The organism is Bacillus sp. WP8 (assembly GCF_000800825.1).
GTDB lineage: Bacteria > Bacillota > Bacilli > Bacillales > Bacillaceae > Bacillus > Bacillus safensis.
Window position 1 is genome coordinate 799,848 of sequence record NZ_CP010075.1, and the last position, 22,490, is coordinate 822,337.

The following is a 22,490-nucleotide window of genomic DNA, read 5'->3' on the forward strand; positions in this document are numbered from 1 at the left end:
AAAAACTCCTCTGCGGTGCAGGGGAGTTTTTTAATTAGAAATGGATTCATTAGGACTTTCCACCACTGCCGTCGTTCTCCCAAACCGAACGCAGCAAAACACAAATAATATTACGAAACTGACAAGGTAAAGTAAATTCATTCCTTCAAACGTTTGCACAAAGAATCCTCCAAGTACCGGCCCGAGAATACTGCCTGCACTAAACGCCATCCCGCACATCAAATTCCCGGCGGGAAGCAGATGCTTTGGCAATAAGTCGGTCATATAACTGATGCCAAGTGAGAAGGTAGAGCCTACAGCCATTCCGGCGATAAAGAAACAAATGGCGACAGCCAAAACGGATTGAATGAAGATCCCTGCTAAAAGGAAAAAGAATGATCCAGCGAGTGTCACACATAAAATGATGCGGCGTCTGCCAAACCGGTCACTGAGCATCCCAAGAGGAAGCTGAAAGACAATGCTCCCAATGGCAAACGCAGGTAAAATAAACGCAACTGCCTCTACTGTCACACCGCTTCTTAGCGCATATACAGGGAAGTTACTATTAAGCGTCGTTTCTAAAAATCCATAGCAAAATGGCATCATAAAGGCGACCCAGCCAAATTGAAAGGCCTTTTTGAAGCGCTTCAAACTGTTTGTCTGCTCTGACGTTTGCACTTCGCCCGTATCTGGATATGTATTTTTTAAAACAAACACAAGCAGCCAAATACATAAACTAACGGCACCAGAAACAATAAAAGGCAAAGCTGGATTGATCTCAATGAGCGGCGTTAAAAAAGGGCCGGCGGCAAAACCGAGTCCAAACGATAATCCATACAGTGAAATGTTTCTTCCGCGATTTCTCGAGGATGAAGCATAGGTCACCCACGTCTGTGTAGAGAAATGCAGCATATGGTCACCAATCCCGATCATAAGCCGGAGAAAGAACCAGACGACATAAGATTCAAAAAACACAAAGCTAAACAAGCTTAAAAAGACAGCGGCGCCTCCAATGACGATTAACGGCTTAAATCCAAACCGGCGAAGCGGTGCTTCCATAAAAGGAGACGCAAGCAGTACTCCGAGATATAAGCCTGTGGCATGCAGTCCGTTTAACGTAGGAGAAGTACCGGCATGTTCGAAAATAATGGAAATGACAGGAAGTAATGCACCCTGTGAAAAACCAGACACGGATACAAGTAAAATTAAAATCATAAAGTGAATTCTCGACATAAGATGCTCCTTACAAGTTCATATTTTCATCGTACAATGGAACCATAGGGGTTTCAATAGAAAGGTGGAAAAGGAATGAAGCTGACATACGAAAAGGATCGTTGGATCGCACATAATGAGGACAGGCAGCTGCCTATTTCAGGAACAGAAGAAATGGGGTACCGTCCAGCTCAATTGTTCACCTCAGCCATTGCAGGCTGCTTTGGAGAAATGCTCATTCATGTGTGCCGTAAAAAGCGAATATCCTATGAAGGGCTGACGATCACACCTGAAACGACAAGAGCAGGAGCTGTAAACAAGATTTCCAGCATTCATTTACATATCTTATTTGAAGACATTAATACATCTGATGAACAAATCGATAAAGTGATCACCCTTGCATTGAAGCATTGCTCAATGGTGCAGTCCGTGAAAGGAAGTATTGATATCACCTTTTCACACGCGCGAATCTAAAATGTATATGATGCCGGCACTCACGAAAGAATAACAGTCAGACATATGTAAAGGAGAATGGCTGTATGAATCGTTTATTTCTTGTGATTGTCGCAATCGGTGTTCCGCTATCGGTGCTTGGCAGTTTTCTTCATTTCCCGCAGGTCGTCATGTTTGCCGTTTATTGTATCGCCATTATTGGTCTTGCTAGTTTTATGGGAAGAGCCACAGAAAGTCTTGCCATCATTGCGGGGCCCAGAATTGGCGGACTTTTAAACGCTACATTTGGAAATGCGGTGGAGTTAATCATTTCGTTTTTTGCTTTAAAGCAAGGACTGACGGCCATCGTACTTGCATCATTAACAGGATCGGTCATCGGAAATTTACTGCTTGTGGCTGGCTTGTCTTTTTTCGTTGGCGGATTAAAATATAAGCGCCAAGTATTCAATGTCCATGATGCAAGGCACAATTCAGGCTTGCTCATGTTTGCCATTATTGTAGCGTTTGTCATTCCAGAAGTATTTTCGATGGAGATGGCAGAGAATAAACAGTTTGTTTTAAGCATTGGGATCAGTATTGTGATGATTTTGCTTTATGTCGCGGCGCTCTATTTCAAACTGGTCAGCCACCGCGGGGTGTATGTTGCCAAGCAGGAGAGCATGGAAGGCGAAGCAGAGACGGAAGAAGAAACACCTGAATGGTCTGGAAAGTTTGCCACTGTCATTTTGCTGCTTTCGACGATCGCAGTTGCGTACATTTCAGAGCGTCTTGTTCATACATTTGATACAGTGGGAGAACAATTTGGCTGGAGTGAGCTGTTTATCGGTGTCATTATTGTGGCCATCGTCGGCAACGCAGCAGAACATGCCTCAGCTGTCATCATGGCGTATAAAAACAAAATGGATGTAGCAGTAGAAATCGCCTTTGGCTCCACGCTTCAGGTTGCCATGATGGTCGCGCCAATCCTTGTCATCAGCTCTCTATTTTTCGACAAGCAGATGCCGCTCATTTTTTCCTTACCGGAACTCATTGCGATGGCATCCTCTGTGCTGCTCACGGTCATTTTATCAAATGATGGTGATACAAACTGGTTTGAAGGCGCCACATTACTCGCTGCCTATTTTATTATGGCGATTGGATTTTTCCTTTTATAATCTTTTGTGGATAAGGGACGTCTTTCGGGAAAATACTATGGAAAAATGAATGAGAAAGAGTGATGATATGAAAAAGATGCCCCGCATCATGTTTGTTGTTCTCTTATCCTTAAGTTTTCTATACAGCTTTCCAGCGGAGGCGGCAAAGCCATTTAAAGTGCCATCCTCTGTCGCAAGTATTTCAAAGGAGAATACGTATCCGAACGCGTCACAGGATCAGCCGCTGCTCCAGCCGAGCGAGCTGACGGCTGAATTGTTCAAAACAACAAGTGTCCCGATTGAGAATACTCATTTGATTAAAATGCTGAATGAATCCAGCATTTCAGGGACGCCATTAGCAGTTGGATACCGCGCGACCATTTTCCTTGGGAGATGGGCACTGAGCTACGATTCAAACGAAACCGTCGCCAATTGGGAATACAAAAAGGTGAATACGAACCATATTGATAACAGAGGCGGCAATAAAACAGCCATTGGAAAATACGTTCAAAAGCAGCAAGTGAAAGTAAGCGGCGGACTCACAGCAAAAGTGCCAAGCCCAGAAGATGTGAAAACATTGATGATGCAAAAAGCCATTCAAAAAACAAAGCTGCCCCTTGCGTTTGACACCGTAATTGGTGCAGGAACAAAACGAGATCAGTCTTACCATGTCTCTCCAAAAAAAGCAGCATCGCTTCATGCCTATGCACCAGCGATTAACGAAAAAGGTAAGGTTACTTACGGAGAAGTGTACCTTGTGCTAAAAGGAAATAAACGCAAACTCGTCGTGAAAAACGTGACTTCGCAAGGAATCGGCGCTTGGATACCTGTTCAGGATCACCTGACGTTTGGGTTTCAAGGGATGAATTAAAACAGTCATCTCCTCTTATCAACAGAGGAGATGACTGTTTTTTGCTAATAGGGTTTCTCTTTTTTTCTTTTTAGTTCATTTTTGTAAAAGTCAAAGGCGTTATATAAATACCAAATGATAAAAAGAAAGAAGATAACTTTAGTCAATATCGGTAAGTCGTTGAAAATAAGACATAGGCCAAGATAAGGGATGATCATAAATCCATAATAAGAAAACCACCATGTTTTAAAAATGAAACTCATCTCCTTGAAAATTGTAGACATTAACACATTATACATATATTACATTTTATTGAGAAAATAAAAAAGCCATAGTAGAAGTTGAATGAACTCAACGACTACTATGGCTTAAGTTTTTTATTCCCCTAAATCCACATTATGATAAACCTGCTGCACGTCTTCAAGCTCTTCTAATACATCGATCAGCTTTTCAAATTGTGCTTTAGATTCATCATCTAACGTCACTTCGTTTTGCGGTAGCATTGTGATTTCAGCGACAGTGAATTCTTCAACACCGGCTTGTTTGAATGCTTCTTGTACTTGATGGAATTGATCTGGTTCAGCGTACACAATCACCGTTTCATCTTCTTCCATGATGTCACGTACATCAACATCTGCTTCCATTAAAAGCTCAAGTGTTTCTTCTTCGCTTTTCCCTTCGACACCGATGACAGCTGTTTCGTCAAACATGTAAGCAACAGAGCCGCTTACGCCCATGTTTCCGCCGTTTTTCCCAAATGCTGCTCGAACATCTGAAGCTGTACGGTTCACGTTATTGGTGAGGGCATCAACGATTACCATTGATCCGTTTGGACCAAATCCTTCGTAGCGCAGCTCATCGAAGTTCTCTTCCGCACCGCCTTTGGCTTTTTCAATGGCACGGTCCACAATATGTTTTGGGACACTATATGTTTTTGCACGTTCTAGGACAAAACGAAGTGCTTGGTTTGATTCTGGGTTTGGCTCACCTTGTTTGGCAGCCACATAGATTTCACGCCCGAATTTTGCGTAAATACGACTTGTACTGGCATCCTTTGATGCTTTCTTTTCTTTAATGTTGTTCCACTTACGACCCATCTTATTCACTCTCTTTCAATTAGAAAATACACAGTATGAGGGTCCCCATGCTGCATGAAATCATTCTGCTATCTATTATACATGAATCAGTCAAGAGGATAGAAGTAAGAGGGCTGAAATGAAGAGAATTGTTAGCTAATGTGCCCCAGCTGTTCAAGCATTTCATGTTTTTCGTGAGCCCGAGTCAGCTCGTCGCACCGAATGATCCTGCCATCTAATAAGGTGAAAAGAGCTGTGACATCTATTAAACCCCCGTCTCCGCTTGCGAGGTCAATATGTACCGTGTAACGAAAACACGCTTGCTGCGTTTCTTCATCAAATAACACATCATGAAAGGCGGGGATCGCAAGCTGTGTTGTCATTTCTTTTAATGTGGATAGATGCTTTTTAAACTCATTAAGCGTGGAAACCTTCCCATCGGTCACTTGCTGATAGTCAGGTGAAAAATAAGCCTCCACCTTTTTTGTATCGAACTTGGTTAACACCTCTTGATACATCTCCTTGATGAAAGAAATTGCTTCTGTTTTTGTCATTCCATACATCCTCTCTATTATTAACTGGTTAACTAAATAACATTATAATTAACCGGTTAACAAAATACAAATAAAAAAATAACCCCATATAGAATGAGGTTATTTTGCAGGCTGGGGATAAGCGAGATCCTCAAGCAATTTGACATCATGCTGATGAAGTTGCTTGATCATTTCTTTTCGCACAGCGAGAGCGGCTTCGAAGTATTTTTCGTCTTCGACCATTCCCTTAACTGTGATTTCAATCCCGCGATTCAGCTTATTCAAGCCCATAATTCCATGAACTTGAAAGGGTTCAATGGCGTTTTGGAATTCATCTTTTTTAAGAAAATCATGATGCATTTGATTTAAATTGTCACATGCTGATTCAAGCGCTTGGAAGGCGATATCTGGGTTTTGATTCGCGCTAATTAACACAGATTCCGTAATCCGCATATATTGCATGTTATAGTTTTGGATTTGCCTGATATCCCCGTTAGAAATGGTTAACAGCTTGCCGCTCCATTCTCTAATTTGCAGAGAGCGGAGACCAATCTCTTCAATGGTTCCATTAAAGAGGTTATTCACCGTCACATAATCCCCTTTATGAATCTGGCGTTCATAGATGAGAAAAATGCCTGCTAAAATATCACGAATGAGCGTCTGGGCACCAAAACCGATGACGATCCCAGCGACACCAGCACCCGCAAGAATTTTCCCAAAGTCATGAAAGAAAAGAGAAATGACATAGAGCACAAAGCAAATCGAAGCAGTGTATTTCGTGACCGATTTGACCAAACTCTCAATTGTTTTCTTCTTTTTGTCCTCTATAAACTCAGTTCGTTTAAAGAAAATTTGAAGGGCTTTGTTGATCATAAAGACAGCAAGCCAAAGAACGAGCCCAACAAGGAGAATTTCAATGTATTTATTTTTGACCACTGTCAGAAATGTATCGTCCATCTATCGGTTACCCCCTGGCTGTTCGAGAAGTAAAATCAACATCTTGATAATAGCTGTTTTTCACTAGAACATTCGGACCGAGGCACTGCACGCTTGGGCAATGACAATTCAGCTCTTTTGCTAATTTCGTGTTCATCCAGCGTGTATAGGCTGATTGCAATGTATCAGTTGCAATGTTTCCAAGCGGCGGTGTATCGCCAAAGTCTGTCACAATAATATTCCCATCAAAAATATTCACATTCAACCGTGAGCGTCCATCAGGGTCATTTCGAACTGTGACATTTTTCTCCTGGCGCAATCGGTTGAGGAGTCGCTGGTCTTCTTCATCTGTGCTGCATGAATAAAATGGCAGGGTGCCAAACAGCATCCATGTGTTTTGATCACGAATATCAAGCAGCTGATGAATCGCATCCCGCATTTGCGGAAGCGTCAAAGATTCAAGGGCGCTGGCGAAATCACTTGGATACATCGGGTGAACTTCGTGGCGCTGGCATTTCATTTCCTCGACGATCTGCCGGTGAATGTGCTCAATATATGGAAGCGTGCGCTTATTCAGCATGGTCTCAGCGGATACGGTTACGCCTGCTTTGACAAGTGCCTGACTATTTTCAATCATGCGGTTAAATAATTTCTCGCGCTGCTCAAAGGTTGGTTTACGATCCATCATGGCAAAACCGACTGTTGCAAACTCTTCGACAGTGCCCCAGTTATGTGAAATGTGAAGGACATCTAAGTATGGAATAATTTCTTCATAGCGTGCCAAATCAAGGGTTAAATTTGAATTGATTTGTGTACGCACGCCGCGTTCGTGGGCATACTTTAATAAAGGGACGACATATTCTCGTACAGATTTAAGAGAAAGCATAGGCTCTCCGCCTGTAATACTGAGTGAGCGCAGGAGCGGAACTTCATCTAAACGGCGAAGTAACAAATCTATCGGCAGCGCATTCGGGTCTTTAGGCTGTAAGGTATAGCCGACCGCACAATGCTCACATCTCATGTTACACAATGTTGTTGTCGTAAATTCAATATTAGTCAGCTTCATTTCTCCGTAATCCTGCACATCGAGATAGGCTTCCCAAGGGTCGTATGCAGGGGTGATCGGACGAAGTGCTGTTTTTTGGTTCATGGTATCTATCTCCTTTTCATTCGGGCAAACGTAGACCCGCCAACAGTTAATTTTAAGCCTCATCACGGTTATACGCAAGAGGGACACAATTGATTTACAAGGGAAAAAAAGATAAGCTATAAACAAACGCTAAAGGGAGTGTATCAATGGGCAAGGCAGCAGACAGCAAAGAGCAGCAGGTTGATTATTTAAAGAACCGATTAGATATGTTTATGAATGTGATTGATTCATTAGATCCCGAATCAACAGACGTTGAGGATATAGACAGACTGATCCAGATGATTGACGACCTAGAAGCGAAATATGAACGGTTTAAAAATGATTGGAAGGAAGAATAGCTCGCGCAATGCGGGCTTTTTTCTTTAAATTGGCAGGTGAATCGGTGTATGAGTCTCGGTCTTATTCTGCACAATAGAAGAAAAACCGGGAAGTGACGTAAATGAAAAAATTCATGCTGATCTGTTTATGTGCGCTTTTTGTTTCCATACCTTTTTCAGAAGTAGGAGCAGTGTCTAATAAGCCCATCCACTGGGGATTTGCGAAAAGCAAAGAGCACAGGCCGCCGGATGCGGGCAAAGAATTGACGGCACTCTTAAAAAAGTATGATGCCTTCTATTTAGGTAACACGAAAAAGAAAGAGATTTATTTCACCTTCGACAACGGCTATGAAAATGGGTACACACCCAAGATCTTAGAGGTGCTGAAAAAACATCAAGTACCAGGCACCTTTTTTGTGACAGGTCATTTTGTAAAGGACCAGCCCGGGCTTGTCAAACGTATGGCAGAAGAAGGTCATATCATTGGCAACCATTCCTATCATCATCCAGATTTAACAACAAAAAGTACGAAAGAAATCAAAGAAGAACTGGACCGTGTCAATGAAGCTGTGTACAAAATCACAGGTAAACAAGATAACCTCTACCTTCGTCCGCCGCGCGGTGTGTTCAGCGAAAGGGTACTAAAAGAAACGAAACAGCTCGGCTACCAAACTGTTTTCTGGTCAGTAGCGTTTGTAGACTGGCATATCCATCATCAAAAAGGAAAACAGTATGCTTATGATCAAATGATGAAGCAGGCGCACCCAGGTGCCATTTACTTACTTCATACCGTCTCAAGAGACAATGCCGAAGCGCTGGATGATGCCATCACCGCTCTGAAAAAACAAGGATATTCCTTTAAAAGCCTAGACGATCTCATGCTTGAAAAAGTATGGCATCTGCCTCAGCTATAGAAAGAAGCCTGCAGAAGACCTGCAGGCTTTTTGATTATCCTTTTCTGATTTTACGCTGAAACAAAAGAGGGGGATGAACTGAACAAACATTATTTAAAAATCCTAAACCACCCTTTATGTTTAAACCACAAAAGCATACCCGAAACGAGCAGACCCATGAAAATCAGCACGCCAAAATAGCCGTATTTCCAATGTAATTCAGGCATGTTGTCAAAGTTCATTCCGTACACCCCAACAATAAAGGTCAGTGGAATAAAAATGGTCGACACAATGGTCAATGTCATCATAATCGCATTCATCCGGTTGGAATTCAGCGTCTGATAGCTGTCTCGTAAATCCGCTGTCATGTCCCGGTTCGACTCAACGATCTCTGTTAGTTTCAAAAGATGATCGTAAATATCATTAAAATACGCTTGGCGGTTTGTATCGCTTTTCATCGTATTTGTGTTCACAATACGATATAAAAGGTCCCTCATCGGGATAATCGTTCTTCGCAGTTTGAGCAAATCGGATCGGATTCCGAATACTTCGTTCATCAACGTGCCATACGTTTTATGACCTTCTTCATCCTCAATTTCATTCAGCCTGTCCTCTATTTGATAAATAATAGGGAAATAATCATCAACAAGCTGATCAATCAGCATGTAGGCAATATGCTCAGGTCCGCTGTTTCTTTCTTTATCAGACCCCTTGAGCTTTCGAATGACACGCTCAATGTATGGCGCTTCCTTTAAATGAAAGGTCACGATATAGTTTTCACCAACAAACAGATCAACTTCCTCAGAACGCAGCGTTTTTTGATTAAGGGCATGCAGCACGAAAAATAAATACCCCTCATAAAAATCAAGCTTCGGCCGCTGCAAATAATGGAAGCAATCCTCAATCGCAAGCGGATGGAACTGAAAATATTCCTTCAAAAGCGCTGCTTCCTTTTCCGTTGGTGCATGAAAATCAATCCAATACCAGGCGATTTCGGGGCTTGAAAGCTGCTGCATTGTTGCATGTTCAATCAAGTCGCCGTTTTTTGTCACTGCAAGTTTTCTCAGCATGTGCACCCCTCCAGACTTGCATTATATCATGAAGCAGCGCCGGTGAACTTATACGTTTTCTACATAAAAAAGCCGATCTCAGAAAGAGATCGGTTATCGGTTAAATGTGCGTGTATGATTGATGGATAAAACTGAGAATTAAGGACGATGGAACGTAACGAATTTATCTTGACGGTCAAACCAGCCTCTAAACGCCCAGTTATCCCAGCCGCCATCGCCGTTGTTTTTAAATGTACCACTTTCGAATACCCAAATTCCGTAAACAACATTACCAAGATTAGCAGTAGCGAAAGTTTTGACGCCGTTAAAACGGTCTTCGTAGTTCTGGCTTAGGTTAAAGACCATGACATTATATCTGCCGCCAGCAGCGTAGAATGTGCTTTCCATGACGCTTTTCACGAATCCAGAACGGTTTGCATTGGCGTTTACTGCGTTTACAATGGCATTGGCAATCCCAAGAACATCAAAGTTTACGTTAACATTAGGGCTAGCTGTAGTGCCAGCTTTACCTTCAGCAGCAGCTTTGTTTAAGACAGTTTGCTGAAGTGTAGTAGAAACAGGTGCTGAAGTTTTTGGCTCAGCAGCGTCAGCGAATAATGGCAGTGTCGAAGAAACAGCAGTGGCAAGTGCAACAGAAAGAATGGTTTTTTTCATTGGTCGGATCTCCTTTGTTTTTTAATTTTGGGTCTTCTTTTTTGTAAAATGTGAAACTAGGTGAAGCCGGTTATCAATGAGGTAAATATGTTCTTGCAAGATAAAACAAATGATTGCCTAATCCGCTAATTCCTTTGTTCACCTCCTTGATATGTCATAATTATACAAATATATTCAGGGAGGAAGATATCACCCAGAGGTTCTATTTCTAATTTAAGGAAAATGATCCTAAAATGTTGAAGATTGCTGTCGAATGTTAGCTGAATTCGACTAAAAACTTTCTTCTATCCAAAAGGAGAATGACCACAAATAAGGAAGATATAACTGATAAATTCTTGTACTCTTTATGTTAAAAAGTATTCAATAAAGAGAATCATTCATGCAAAATGAAACAATTACATCTGCGTATGTTGGCAGAAAGGAAGAGGACATGTATGTGGGAAAAACAGCTGGTGATAGAGCCGCCGTATCATTTCGATCAAGTGCTTAGACGCTTATCAAGTGATCCATTAAAAGCAGTCGATTTGAGTCAAAGAGAAATCAAAGTGCCGATCAGATTGGAGCAAAAACCGTATGTGGTCATCGTTCAAGCTACTGGAACAATAGATGCGCCTATGTTCCGGGTGCGATCAAACGGCCCAGAGGAACCCCTTCTTTCTGAGGTGAAACGGATATTTGGCATGGAGCATCAATTACACATGATTCAAGACCACTTTTCTCAAACCAATCTAGCGCCCATTTTTAAGGAGCATATCGGAACGCCGCTCATGCTGGATTTTCATTTATATCATTGTTTCATGAAATGCATCATTCATCAGCAGCTGAATCTTTCGTTTGCTTACGAGCTCACGAAACGATTTGTCCATACGTACGGTGAGCAAATAGAAGGTGTTTGGTTTGATCCTTTACCAGAAACCATCGCTTCTCTTGAAACAGATGATTTGAGAAAGCTTCAATTTAGTCAACGAAAAGCAGAATATGTCATCGATGTATCGAAACGAATTGTGAGCGGCTCACTTTGTTTAGAGGAATTACACGATTTATCTGATCTGGAGGTAGAAGAGCGTCTGCTTCCGATTAGAGGGATTGGACCTTGGACGGTTCAAAATGTGCTCATGAATGGGCTTGGAAGACCAAATCTCTTTCCAATGGCAGATATCGGCATTCAAAATGCAATCAAACGGCACTTCGACCTGCCTGAAAAGCCGACAAAAGAAGAGATGGTAGCGCTAAGCAAGGAATGGACCCCATATTTAAGCTACGCTTCTTTATATTTATGGAGAAGCATTGAGACAGATAAATAAATGAAAGGCATTTTCTCTCTTTGTCCAAGACGTGATATACTAAGGAGATGGAATAAAATGAAGACAACCTATCAATGGTTTAAATAGAACGGAGAGAATAAAGTGAAAGAAAAACAGCAAGGTGCCCTTTTGCAAAAGGGACAGCAGTTCCCGCTTACCATTAAACGCCTTGGCATTAATGGAGAAGGGGTCGGTTATTTTAAAAAACAAGTGGTCTTTGTCCCAGGCGCGCTTCCAGGTGAGGAAGTGGTGGTTGAAGCAACGAATGTCCAAGCAAAATATGCAGAAGGTACGGTCAGGAAAGTGCGAAAGCGCTCTGAGCATCGAGTCAAACCGCCATGCCCAGTATACGAAGAGTGCGGCGGCTGTCAGCTTCAGCATTTGGCGTATGAGCAGCAGCTAAATGAAAAGCGTGATATTGTCATTCAATCAATGGAGCGCCATACAAAGCTATCGGTTGAAAAGCTTGATATCAGGCCAACGATCGGCATGGAAGACCCGTGGCATTACCGAAACAAAAGTCAGTTCCAAGTAGGACGTTCTCACAGCGGAGACATCATTGCAGGACTTTACGGACTGAATTCTCATAAGCTTGTACCGATCAAGGAATGTATCGTGCAGCATCCAAAAACGAACAAAACAACGGGTGTTGTTCGCAAAATTTTAGAGAAGTTCGGCGTATCTGTTTACAATGAACGGACAAGAAAAGGCGACGTGCGTTCGATTGTCGTGCGTGTCGGCTTTGAAACAGGGGAAGTACAGGTCGTTCTTGTCACATCAAAACCTGAATTTCCAAAGAAAAAAGAAATTGCCGAAGCCATTCAAAAACGTCTGCCTGAAGTGACGTCCATTATGCATAATATCAATGGCGAAAAAACATCAGTCATCTTCGGCCATAAAACATCTCACCTAGCTGGCAATATGGTCATCCAAGAATTTTTAGGAGACGTCTCTTTCGAACTAAGTGCACGTGCTTTCTTCCAATTGAATCCGAAGCAGACGCTAAAGCTTTATGATGAAGCGAAAAAAGCGGCCAAACTGACTGGCAAAGAAAAGGTTGTCGATGCGTATTGCGGCGTTGGAACCATTGGGATGTGGCTCTCAGATGGCGCAAAAGAAGTAAGAGGAATGGATGTTATCAAAGAATCAATTGATGATGCTAAGAAAAATGCCAAAAAACACGGCATGAAAAACGCGACCTATGTGACAGGAACAGCTGAACATTGGCTGCCAAAATGGGTCAAAGAAGGCTTCCGTCCTGACGTCATCGTCGTCGACCCGCCAAGAACAGGCTGCGAGCGCACCTTCTTAGACACCGTCAAACAAGTCAAACCAAAACGCTTTGTCTACGTCTCTTGCAACCCATCCACACTAGCAAAAGACCTTGAATACATGTCAAAAGACTACAAAATCGAATACATGCAGCCAGTTGATATGTTCCCGCATACGGCGCATGTGGAGACAGTTGTATCAATGGTAAGAGTGTAAAAAGTGAAGTGAATAAACAGTCCGTGATTTGAATACTGGTGGCTAACTGGTAGGATGATCACGGATTTTTTTATCAACTGAGTAAATCAAGTTCATAAAATAGAGGAGGATAACGATGAGTCAATTTGAAATACTGACAAAATACATACCGATGCTTCACGAGGACCATATCGGAGAATGGGTGATCGATCAAGAAAATGATGGAACAGCTGAACGCCCAATCCAGATGCCCTTTGTGAATTATTCCGAAACGGTCCAACGCTTTCTTGATGATGTCTATACCTTTGCAGAACAGCATCAAGAAATGGAACTTACCCGCTATAGTGAAATCCTCTCAGAAAATGGAATTGATTGGGGAACGAACGATATGGAGCATGTGGACATCTCAAATTTAAATGCGCAGTGTGTACTTGCTCTCATCATGGGGGCTTTGAGAGCTGAGCGATTTAGTGAGGGAGCCATATTCAATTTCTTTAAAAGTGGAAACATGTTGAAGTGTCTTGAAAGATTAGATTGTTTGGACTAAGAGCGGTTTATTTCAATTATTGGAGTGATCATATGAAAAATAAAACAGATGCAGTCGATACTTTTCCTCCTATGAAAATAGAAGAAATTGATCAAATTTTATTATATGATCTTGATGCAATAAAAATTGAAAAAGAAGATGAACGTATAAAATTCATTTTACAAGATCCCTATTGTCCTGATAAAAGTCATATTCACAGTGTGTATGTCATTTATAAGAAATCTATACTCAATTTACTTGAAGGTAGGATTCGTTCTATTCATAGTCATGAATTCAAGAATGCTAATAAAAAAGATCGAACGATTTCTAAAGAAGATATAGAATATGTATTAGAGATGGCTACAGTTGTGGTTCTTGCAAGTGAAAATAATGGAGTAGTGACGAATTATTTTTATAGTGGAGACGGAGAAAGGTTAGATCGTATTTTTAATATATGCTTAGGTTATTCAACAGACTTACAAAAAGAGAATAGAGTAAGTTTGGAACGATTTATGAATGATATGAAGATTGTTGAGCAGATGGGATTGTTAGAAAAAATGTTAGGATAATGGGCAAAGCTTAGATTTTAGAGAAATCTAGGCTTTTTGCGCTTTTGAAAAATTTATTCAACTTCATCAAATGATTATGCAAATGAAAATCTTCTATTGACTTTCCCCTTAACTGAAAGGTTTATACTTTGATCAGATCAACAAAACGGAGGAGATCAGGATGTTCAAGATTGGTGATTTTTCTATGTTAAGTAAAGTCCCTGTCAAAACCTTAAGGTATTATGACCAAATCGATTTATTAAAGCCTAAACAGATCGATCAAGATTCTGGATACCGGTATTACTCAGCTGAGCAGCTGCTTGAGGTCAATCGGATTTTTCTATACAAGGAATTAGGTTTTACGTTAAAGCAAATGAGTCAGCTTCTTCGTGAAGATATTTCTGTCGACCAGATTCAGGGCATGTTTCTCTTGAAAGAGAGTGAGATTCAGCAATTGATCGATCGAGAACAGCAGAAATTAGCCCGTATTAAGGAGCGGATGCACCTCATCAAACGAGAGGGGTGTGTGGAAAAAGAGCAGGAGGTCATCATCAAATCGGTTGAAAGCAAACACATCATGTCTTTTCAATCCAACGGAACTGTTGACGAAATCCCATCATTCTTTGAAACGTTTCATCATTTGTTACAAAAACATCCGCAAGAATTGAACTCTGAGCCACAAATCGTGCTGTGGAGGGAATCACTTGCTAAAGAAAGTGAGTTCGAATTTCAGGTTGGGTATTCCGCTAAAGCGTTAAGGGGCTCTCTGCCTCAGGGAATTACGATGCGCACGTTACCAGCTGAAGAAACCATGGCGACGCTCCTATTTCATTCAGATTCTCCATTTGCACAATCTGCTTGTGTTGACCTGGCGACATGGATCGAAAATAACGGATACCGCGTGAAAGAAGATCAGCCTGGCAGAGAGATTTATTACCCATTGTCTGAAAATGAAGAAGGAAGACTCATTGAAATACAAATTCCTATAAAAAATGAAGTGTAAACATTGCCCAAAGGAGAAACTTCACGATGAAAAATAAAGCCGTTGTTTATTTACTTGCTTTAGCAGCCTTCTTAATCGGAACAATCGAATATATCATTACAGGGATTATTCAAATGGTCGCAGATGATTTACAGGTCACGATATCAGCTGCTGGTTTATTGGTCACATCCTTAGCGCTCTCAGCAGCAATCGGCGCACCGATTGTCATTGCACTAACCATCAATATCGACCGCAGAAAAATATTATCATGGATGCTGATCATTTTTACTTTAAGTAATATCCTCACAAGTGTCAGCCATTCGTTTGAAATGGTGCTGATGACAAGGATTTTACAAGGAATTAGTGGAGGGACGGCCATTGTGGTGGCAATGGCTGTGGCTACTCGTCTTGTCGAGCGAGAAAAAAGAGGAACAGCCATTGGCATCATTTTAATGGGATTAAGCAGTTCCTTGGTTTTAGGTGTGCCAATCGGGACATTTCTAAGCAGCATGATTGGATGGAAAGCATTATTTGCAGCCATTGGATTGATCACGCTCATTCCGCTGATTGTTGTATATAGGCGCATCCCTTCTATGAAAGAACAAGAACCGGTGACGCTAGGTATGCAGTTATCAATTTTAAAAGATAAGAGAATTTTGCTGGCAGTGGCAGTGACGCTATTCTATGTTGGGGGATATTCCACTTTATTTACCTATTTAACGCCCTTCCTGCAAGAATCAGCAAACCTTAGCATTACAGAAATCAGTGGCATTTTATTACTAGCGGGAATATGCAGCTTTTTGGGCTCCAGTCTTGGAGGGGTAGCAGCAGATAAAAAAGGCCCAACATTCACGATTTTCTCCGGAATTATTCTACAAATCATCATGCTTATGCTGCTAGCATTTGTGACAGGGAACCTCGTGGTCATGGTGGCGGTGATCATGATATGGATGATTGCTACATGGAGCACATCGCCAGCTCAGCAGCTATATCTTGTCACACTTGTACCGAAATCTCCTGATATCGCATTAAGTGTCAATACATCATTTATTCAATTCGGATTTGCTTTAGGCTCTGGTTTAGGAGGACTTGTACTAAGCAGGACATCTATATTGAACCTCAGCTGGATCAGCGCTGGAACGGTTCTTCTCGCTTTACTCATGACCATTCTGATGGTGGCGTTTGATCGAATCTCTCAGCAGAAGAGTTTGAAGGTGATGGAGCAAGTAAGGTAACATGAACGATTTCACTAGTGAACATACAAATTTAGTTTTGTATTGTGGGAACTACTTATTTAGGGTAGTTCCTTTGCCCATTTCCTGGGCTTTTTTTATAAAAATTTTTATCTCTTCACTTCTGCTTTATTACTTCTGTAAATACCTGATCATCTCATTGTCATACTTTTGAATGAAATTGACTCAATAGAATTGACGCAAGAACCATGAATAGGTGAAGATGAAATAAACTGTAAGATAAAGGGAGACGGATGATGATGCATATCATATTTGGGGCGGCAGCTGCCGGTAGTTTAAAACAAGCAATACGTGAAATGAAGCAAAATCAAATAGATGATGTCATCTCTTTTGATGATATTTATTCAATTGGGCCACTTCTACAATTACACGAACATGAAGGACAAGCAAACCGTATAGAGTGGCTACGTAACGTGATGTCAAATGAATTTGGCTATTTTGATGACATGGTCAACGATCAGCATAGAATGCTTCAGCAAATAAAAGAAATAAAAGCTGGCAGTCGTATACTCATCTGGACAGGCAGTAATGCACATGAGCAAATTGGCTTGCGATATGCCGTCTATTTATTAAAAGAGAAAAGGGTTGAATTGTCTGTAATCAATATAACGACAGCATTTGATCAGCTGTTCAATACGAATACAAGAAGAATGATCCTTCGACATTCCGGAGAAATCGCATCTGAAAAATTTAAAATTTTGTATGAGAGTAAATCGCATATTCACCCAGTGACAAAAGAAGAGAGAGAAAGATTACAAAACGAATGGCTTTCACTTGCTAAAGAAAATCATACGCTGCGGATATGGCAAAAAGGACAAATGATCAGCGTACCAGAAGATGAATTTGATGCTTATTTAGTGAAAATGGCTAAGCGCCTTCATCAGTCCGCGCCAGAAGAGGAGTACATCGTAACTCCACGCCTGATAGGGGAAGTCATTGGTCATTTAGATCAGTATATCGGCGATGATTTTATTGAATATCGATTGAAGACATTAATTGATCAAGGGATGTTTGACATGAAAGGAAAACGAACTTCCATGCGTTATTACTCGATTAAACTGACAGAGTTCGGTCAGCACTTCAAAAAATGGGTGTGCTGTCGAGAGTTTGAGGATCATCCTTTTGTGAAAATTGAAGGAGATTACGGTGGTGAACCTTTTCATTGCGGGCATTGTCAATGTCATTTAGAAAGAGATGATGTACCAATGAGTGATACCCTTTTCTCAAAGTTATGGAATTGGAATATACAGTATGGCCGATGGTTTGACGAAGAAACCGATGATTTGCAGCCAAATGGTGTAGACATGGAAAAGAAATTCAATCAAGAAGGAGAGAGAATCACTGAAGAAGTGAAACGAGCCTTATCACCTGCGTTTCAAATTGAATATAGCCCAAGTGAATACACACAATATTACATTTAAAGAATGAATTTCAAAAGCTCTTCACAAAATAATCCTTTACATCATCCATTATCATCATGTAAGATATGAAGAAATTAAAAGCGAAGAAAAGGACATGAGCCATTTTTACTGGTTATCAGAGAGGGAAGTGACGCTGAAATCTTCCTAACACAGAAAAGTTGTCTTACCACCTTTGAGCTGTATTGGGGAAATTACAGTATCCAATATCGTCTACGCCACGTTACGGCACCAGAGCCATAAAGCGAATACGCATTATGGGAATTTGGGTGGAACCACGGATCACACATTCGTCCCTCTATGAGGGATGGGTGTGTTTTTTTTGTACACTCATATAGGATCATTGCTTTGAAAAGGACATGAGCAGCTTTTATCGGTTACCAGAGAGGGAAGTGACGCTGAAATCTTCCTAACGCAGAAAAGCTGTCTTACCACCTTCGAGCTGTATTGGGGAAAATTGGAGTAACCAATACCGTCAATGCCACGTTACGGCGCCAGAGCCATAATGCGAATACGCGTTATGGGAATTTGGGTGGAACCACGGATTACACATTCGTCCCTCTATGAGGGATGGGTGTGTTTTTTTATTTCAAAAAATAGGAAAGGTGTGTCATTTATGAGAGAAAACATGGTGAAGATTCAATTTCCAGATGGAAAGATAAAGGAGTTTCCAGCAGGTACGACTGTTGCAGATGTTGCCTCCCATATTAGTCCGAGCTTAAGAAAAAAAGCGGTGGCGGGAAAGGTCAATGATCAAATGGTTGATTTAAGTGAAAAGCTAAACAGCGATGTTGGGCTGTCTATTGTCACACTTGATTCAAAAGAAGGGGTTGAAGTGCTGCGCCATACATCTGCACACGTATTAGCCCAGGCTGTGAAAAGGTTATATGACAATGTCACACTGGGAATCGGACCTGTCATTGAAAATGGATTTTACTATGATATGAAGCTCGATCAAACATTAAGCGTAGAGGATTTAGCAGAAATTGAAAAAGAGATGAAAAATATCATAAATGAGAATCATCCTATCCAAAGAAAAGAGGTCTCTTACAAAGAAGCTGAAGCGCTATTTGCACATGATCCATATAAGCTGGATATTTTAAAAGATCTGCCCTCTCAAGAAGCCATCACAGTTTATCAGCAAGGAGAATTTGTAGATTTATGCCGCGGGCCGCATGTACCTTCTACAGGGTACTTAAAGGCATTTAAACTAACACGTGTTGCAGGGGCTTATTGGCGGGGAGATAGCAATCAGGATGTCTTGCAGCGAGTGTATGGTGTAGCGTTTCAGCATCCAAATCATCTAGCTGATTATCTTCATTTCATGGAAGAAGCAAATAAACGTGATCACCGGAAATTAGGGAAACAGTTATCCCTCTTTATGTTTTCAGAAGAAGCGCCAGGCATGCCGTTTTATTTACCAAAAGGTCAGATTGTCAGAAATGAATTAATGGCCTTTTCAAGAGAAGTGCGAGGAAAAGCGCAATACGAAGAAGTGAGTACACCGTTTATGATGAACCAAGAACTTTGGGAAAAGTCAGGGCACTGGGATCATTATCATGAAAATATGTATTTCTCAGAAGTAGACCATACAAGCTTTGCTTTAAAACCGATGAACTGTCCAGGGCATATGCTCATGTTCAAAAACAGCTTATATTCATACAGAGACCTTCCAATCAGAATGGCTGAGTTTGGTCAGGTGCATCGTCATGAATTTAGCGGAGCGTTAAATGGATTGTTCAGGGTCAGGACATTTTGCCAAGATGATGCTCACATTTTTTTAAGAGAAGATCAAATCGAAGCTGAAATCAAACGGATTTTCCAATTAGTTGATCATGTGTATCGGACATTTGGGTTTGAGTATTCAGTCGAGCTATCCACTCGTCCAGAAAAAGCCTTAGGGGATGATGCTATTTGGGAAATATCCGAAACAGCACTAAAAAATGTGCTTGATCGTCTAAAGGTCGACTACCAGCTAAATGAAGGAGATGGGGCATTTTATGGCCCGAAGATCGATTTTCATATTAAAGATGCCCTGCAGCGGAGCCATCAGTGCGCCACAATTCAGCTGGATTTTCAAATGCCTGAGAAATTTGATTTAACATATATCAACGAAAAAAATGAAAAGATACGGCCAGTTGTGATTCACAGCGCCATTTTTGGTTCTCTAGATCGTTTCCTAGGCATTCTCATTGAGCATTTTGCGGGTGTCTTTCCATTATGGCTAGCACCAGTACAAGTACAAATCATCCCAGTCTCAACTGTTCACCTTGATCATTGCTTAGAGGTGCAGCAGCAATTAAGAAGTATCGGGATAAGAGCAACAATCGATGAGCGGGATGAAAAACTTGGCTATAAAATGAGAGAAGCACAAATGCAAAAAATCCCTTATATCGCTGTCATTGGCGATACAGAAATGCAAGACAACACACTAAATATTAGACAGCACGGAGAAAAGACTTCAAAGCAAATGTCTGTTGAGGACTTTAAACGTTTAGCAGCTGAGCAAATAAAAGACAGAACAGCTGCTCAAGAAATGATGTGAGGATTTCATTACGAAGTATGAGACGTCCATTGAATGATGGGTGTCTTTCCCTTTCCATTTCTGCAATGGAAAGGGAAAATATTGAAACATTTTTTCGGTAAAATCGTAATAAAGATAGAGCGTTTAACAGAAACCTTTAAAACGGAGAGGAGTATTACATGGAACAAGCTGCACTGAAAAAGATGAGGACAAAACAAGTAGTTATCTCTAATTTACTATTCGGCGTGATGATCTTGATTTTTTTTATTTTGATTCAAAAAGTTGAGATTCAATTTACATATTTCTTTCTTTGTTTAGGAATCTTCATGCTCCTTCAAGGCATTTACGGCTTGATCAAAAAAGGATCAACAAAGTCTTTCATTCCCATTTTTGAGCAGGTAGCCATTTATGAAAAAGAGAAATTGGGGAAAGAGTGGGAGAAGGAACAGAGAATGGAGAACATTTGGAAATTGATATTGAGCGGGCTTATGTTCTTCCAATCATTTAGTTTACAAACAATACCAGATACATTCTTTGAAATAGAACTTAAGTTTCTCATTTTCTTATTTGTTATGGCTCTAGCCATTATCAATATAAGCATGCTCTTTCGCTTTAGAAAAATCGACCGGTCGACTGAAGCGCACGGATTAAAAGGCTTTACAAAGGAATCAAATATGCTGGCAATGGCATTAGGATTATTAACAGCGATCGTTATCTTCGGCTTTATCGTCATCTTTCTTCTTCCATAAAACTGAATTTTGAGGTGAAAAAAATGAATGCAAACATACAACAACTGATCGATCAGACAAAGGCGAAATTTGGTTTAGATTTGTACCATCTAAAAAGACACAGTTTTCATCGCTACGTCAATATGTTCAATGAAACGGTGTATACATTGAATATGGAATGGTTTCCCTCCCATGAAGCTGAACCCGAGGACGATGATCTAAACCCGGACGGCACTGCTGTGATTGACGTGAATTTGAATACAGGGCAGGTTGAAACGGCTGTTTTTGTCATGGACAAAACCTATGCGAAGAATGGTGTCACATTTAAGAGGCCTTATCCAGCTCATGCCATTCAATGGATTGAACAAGAAACAGGGTTGATTGATGGTGAGCATTTTCACTTGCAACAAAAGGAGAAAGGGGAACTTTTTTTCGAAGAAGCAATAGATGGTGTGAAAGTGACGCCTTCAGGTAGAATCGAGGTGAAATGGGATGAACATGGGCAGCTCATTCACTTTATACATCGAGGGCCATTTATGGCAAAAAAACGACTAAGAGCTGAAGAATATGTGCTTTCCATTGATAGGACCGAGGATTTAGCTGAGCAGCAAGTGCAGCGGTTTGATTGGCCCTCCTTCGAGCAGAATCGAATCCGCCCTATATTTGCGTTAGAAGAAATTTATGTCAAGAACGATGGAACAGGAACGATACCATTTGAAATTGGGCGTGAAGAAACACATTGTATACACATGAATCAGGTCATGGAGTGGAATGAACCGTTAAACAAAGCCTTTGAAAAAAAGGAAATCAATATAAACGAGGACATTACTGCTGAACAAGCCTTCTCACTGGAGCCTTCGCCAGATACATTCCCGATCTCAAAAGAAGAGCAAGCTGAGTGTATCAAAGCGGTTCGCACCTTTTTGGCGCAAAAATATTCAAAGGATACAGGGAAGTGGGTGCTTAAAACACTCCACCGTGATCATGGCTATATCGAAGCGATATTAAAAACGAATGAGCAAGAAGGCTGTGGATTTATGGATAAGATCAAGGTCTTCATTGATGCCAGCACTTTTGAAGCCATTAATTACATAGATAAAAAAGAGATGTTTCAAGTATGCGGGATACTCAATCCATCTCAATCAGCTAGTGAAATCACCATATCTCAGAAAGAAGCCTTTGAAACATTGAGAGAACGCCTCGAACTTACACCCATCTATGTCTATGACGATGTGCAAAAACAATATGTTTTATGCGGCAAGCTTGACTGTCATGATGGCGTTGATGCAGTGAGCGGCGAAGTATTCTCTTTGACAGACCTTTCATAACTTCTAAAAGAACAGTGAGCAGCTGTTCTTTTTTGTCCTATTTTCCTCTTTTTAGAATAAAAATGGAATTTTGTAGAAGGAAGTTGTCGTTTCATCACGAAAGAAACAGATAAGAATATGATCATAGGTCCATCGGTGGGAATTCGTATTTCATAT

Annotated in this window: 22 protein-coding genes and 2 other annotated features; of the genes, 15 read left to right on the plus strand and 7 right to left on the minus strand. The window is 41.0% G+C overall.

What is annotated here, in order from left to right; genetic code table 11:
- Window positions 1-30 precede the first annotated feature (30 nt).
- On the minus strand, window positions 31-1,212 hold the full coding sequence (locus tag QR42_RS03830; protein ID WP_039177152.1) for an MFS transporter: 1,182 nt from the start codon (window positions 1,210-1,212) through the stop codon (window positions 31-33).
- A 75-nt stretch (window positions 1,213-1,287) separates the two neighbouring features.
- Between QR42_RS03830 and QR42_RS03835 the strand changes: the two genes are divergently transcribed.
- The 3 genes from QR42_RS03835 (at window position 1,288) to QR42_RS03845 (ending at window position 3,648) form a co-directional block, all read left to right on the plus strand.
- A complete protein-coding gene (locus QR42_RS03835) occupies window positions 1,288-1,665 on the plus strand; it encodes an OsmC family protein (RefSeq protein WP_039177155.1) in 378 nt (125 codons plus the stop codon).
- 65 nt (window positions 1,666-1,730) lie between these two features.
- Window positions 1,731-2,798: a calcium/proton exchanger gene (cax, locus tag QR42_RS03840; protein WP_039177158.1), complete on the plus strand. Its 1,068-nt coding sequence runs from the start codon at window positions 1,731-1,733 to the stop codon at window positions 2,796-2,798.
- Between the two features lie 67 nt (window positions 2,799-2,865).
- Entirely contained in the window at window positions 2,866-3,648 is a 783-nt protein-coding gene (locus QR42_RS03845) for a YfkD famly protein (protein ID WP_039177159.1), read from the plus strand.
- A gap of 356 nt (window positions 3,649-4,004) precedes the next feature.
- Here QR42_RS03845 and QR42_RS03850 read toward each other — a convergent pair whose 3' ends face one another.
- The 4 genes from QR42_RS03850 to yfkAB form a co-directional block, all read right to left on the minus strand.
- The gene (locus tag QR42_RS03850; protein ID WP_024425262.1) at window positions 4,005-4,724 is read right to left on the minus strand and encodes a YebC/PmpR family DNA-binding transcriptional regulator; all 720 of its coding nucleotides are present in this window, start codon (window positions 4,722-4,724) and stop codon (window positions 4,005-4,007) included.
- A gap of 131 nt (window positions 4,725-4,855) precedes the next feature.
- Window positions 4,856-5,257 (minus strand): nuclear transport factor 2 family protein, encoded by a 402-nt coding sequence (locus tag QR42_RS03855; protein WP_039177161.1) that lies wholly within the window; start codon window positions 5,255-5,257, stop codon window positions 4,856-4,858.
- Between the two features lie 99 nt (window positions 5,258-5,356).
- Window positions 5,357-6,193, minus strand: coding sequence for a mechanosensitive ion channel family protein (locus QR42_RS03860; RefSeq protein WP_039177163.1), 837 nt, complete (start codon window positions 6,191-6,193; stop codon window positions 5,357-5,359).
- Between the two features lie 7 nt (window positions 6,194-6,200).
- Complete coding sequence (gene yfkAB, locus QR42_RS03865; protein WP_024425845.1) at window positions 6,201-7,322, minus strand: radical SAM/CxCxxxxC motif protein YfkAB; 1,122 nt, start codon at window positions 7,320-7,322, stop codon at window positions 6,201-6,203.
- Window positions 7,323-7,468: 146 nt separating this feature from the next.
- Between yfkAB and QR42_RS03870 the strand changes: the two genes are divergently transcribed.
- The gene (locus QR42_RS03870) at window positions 7,469-7,660 is read left to right on the plus strand and encodes an SE1561 family protein (protein ID WP_012009274.1); all 192 of its coding nucleotides are present in this window, start codon (window positions 7,469-7,471) and stop codon (window positions 7,658-7,660) included.
- Window positions 7,661-7,773: 113 nt separating this feature from the next.
- On the plus strand, window positions 7,774-8,553 hold the full coding sequence (gene pdaA / locus QR42_RS03875; protein ID WP_442852929.1) for a delta-lactam-biosynthetic de-N-acetylase: 780 nt from the start codon (window positions 7,774-7,776) through the stop codon (window positions 8,551-8,553).
- 89 nt (window positions 8,554-8,642) lie between these two features.
- Here pdaA and corA read toward each other — a convergent pair whose 3' ends face one another.
- Both corA and QR42_RS03885 read right to left on the minus strand, forming a co-directional pair.
- Window positions 8,643-9,602 (minus strand): magnesium/cobalt transporter CorA, encoded by a 960-nt coding sequence (gene corA, locus QR42_RS03880; protein WP_039177170.1) that lies wholly within the window; start codon window positions 9,600-9,602, stop codon window positions 8,643-8,645.
- 138 nt (window positions 9,603-9,740) lie between these two features.
- Window positions 9,741-10,256 (minus strand): hypothetical protein, encoded by a 516-nt coding sequence (locus QR42_RS03885; RefSeq protein ID WP_039177173.1) that lies wholly within the window; start codon window positions 10,254-10,256, stop codon window positions 9,741-9,743.
- A 434-nt stretch (window positions 10,257-10,690) separates the two neighbouring features.
- Between QR42_RS03885 and QR42_RS03890 the strand changes: the two genes are divergently transcribed.
- From QR42_RS03890 to QR42_RS03935, 10 genes are all read left to right on the plus strand, one after another.
- Window positions 10,691-11,560 (plus strand): DNA-3-methyladenine glycosylase family protein, encoded by an 870-nt coding sequence (locus QR42_RS03890; RefSeq protein ID WP_039177175.1) that lies wholly within the window; start codon window positions 10,691-10,693, stop codon window positions 11,558-11,560.
- 102 nt (window positions 11,561-11,662) lie between these two features.
- Window positions 11,663-13,048, plus strand: coding sequence for a 23S rRNA (uracil(1939)-C(5))-methyltransferase RlmD (rlmD, locus tag QR42_RS03895; RefSeq protein ID WP_039177177.1), 1,386 nt, complete (start codon window positions 11,663-11,665; stop codon window positions 13,046-13,048).
- A gap of 115 nt (window positions 13,049-13,163) precedes the next feature.
- Window positions 13,164-13,574, plus strand: coding sequence for a DUF6508 domain-containing protein (locus QR42_RS03900; protein WP_039177178.1), 411 nt, complete (start codon window positions 13,164-13,166; stop codon window positions 13,572-13,574).
- Between the two features lie 32 nt (window positions 13,575-13,606).
- Window positions 13,607-14,122, plus strand: a complete 516-nt coding sequence (locus QR42_RS03905; RefSeq protein WP_039177181.1) for a hypothetical protein — start codon at window positions 13,607-13,609, stop codon at window positions 14,120-14,122.
- Window positions 14,123-14,282: 160 nt separating this feature from the next.
- Window positions 14,283-15,104, plus strand: a complete 822-nt coding sequence (locus tag QR42_RS03910) for a MerR family transcriptional regulator (protein WP_039177183.1) — start codon at window positions 14,283-14,285, stop codon at window positions 15,102-15,104.
- Window positions 15,105-15,130: 26 nt separating this feature from the next.
- Window positions 15,131-16,318 carry an MFS transporter gene (locus QR42_RS03915; protein WP_039177189.1) on the plus strand — a complete coding sequence of 396 codons (1,188 nt, stop codon included), beginning with the start codon at window positions 15,131-15,133 and terminating at the stop codon, window positions 16,316-16,318.
- Window positions 16,319-16,572: 254 nt separating this feature from the next.
- Complete coding sequence (locus QR42_RS03920; protein WP_039177191.1) at window positions 16,573-17,757, plus strand: DUF1835 domain-containing protein; 1,185 nt, start codon at window positions 16,573-16,575, stop codon at window positions 17,755-17,757.
- Between the two features lie 74 nt (window positions 17,758-17,831).
- Window positions 17,832-18,055: a binding site (T-box leader), on the plus strand.
- A 38-nt stretch (window positions 18,056-18,093) separates the two neighbouring features.
- Window positions 18,094-18,318: a binding site (T-box leader), on the plus strand.
- A gap of 52 nt (window positions 18,319-18,370) precedes the next feature.
- The gene (thrS, locus tag QR42_RS03925; protein ID WP_084096359.1) at window positions 18,371-20,299 is read left to right on the plus strand and encodes a threonine--tRNA ligase; all 1,929 of its coding nucleotides are present in this window, start codon (window positions 18,371-18,373) and stop codon (window positions 20,297-20,299) included.
- A gap of 158 nt (window positions 20,300-20,457) precedes the next feature.
- Window positions 20,458-21,027 (plus strand): hypothetical protein, encoded by a 570-nt coding sequence (locus QR42_RS03930; protein ID WP_039177192.1) that lies wholly within the window; start codon window positions 20,458-20,460, stop codon window positions 21,025-21,027.
- A gap of 23 nt (window positions 21,028-21,050) precedes the next feature.
- Window positions 21,051-22,334: a hypothetical protein gene (locus tag QR42_RS03935; RefSeq protein ID WP_039177193.1), complete on the plus strand. Its 1,284-nt coding sequence runs from the start codon at window positions 21,051-21,053 to the stop codon at window positions 22,332-22,334.
- Window positions 22,335-22,490 lie beyond the last annotated feature (156 nt).